Consider the following 239-nt stretch of genomic DNA (forward strand, 5'->3'; position numbering starts at 1 on the left):
GTACCATCAGCGCTAGAGAGCTTAACTTCTGTGTTCGGAATGGGAACAGGTGTATCCTCTCTGCTATTGTAACCACATAATCTTTATGCTTAATATTACTATTAAGTTATTGAAACTAGTAAAACTAATTTCTTTAGAGTTAACACTCTAAAAACTACATATATATTTTAATCAATGAACATCAAATAAATATTGGTCAAGTCCTCGACCTATTAGTATCGATAAGCTAAATACATTGC

At 31.4% G+C, this 239-nt stretch carries 1 rRNA gene; it reads right to left on the bottom strand.

What is annotated here, in order from left to right:
* Positions 1-77 (bottom strand): 5S ribosomal RNA (gene rrf / locus KGF48_RS20160); the annotation flags it as partial.
* Positions 78-239 lie beyond the last annotated feature (162 nt).

Origin of the sequence: Clostridioides sp. ZZV15-6388, from assembly GCF_020657755.1 — a bacterium.
Classification (GTDB): Bacteria; Bacillota; Clostridia; order Peptostreptococcales; family Peptostreptococcaceae; genus Clostridioides.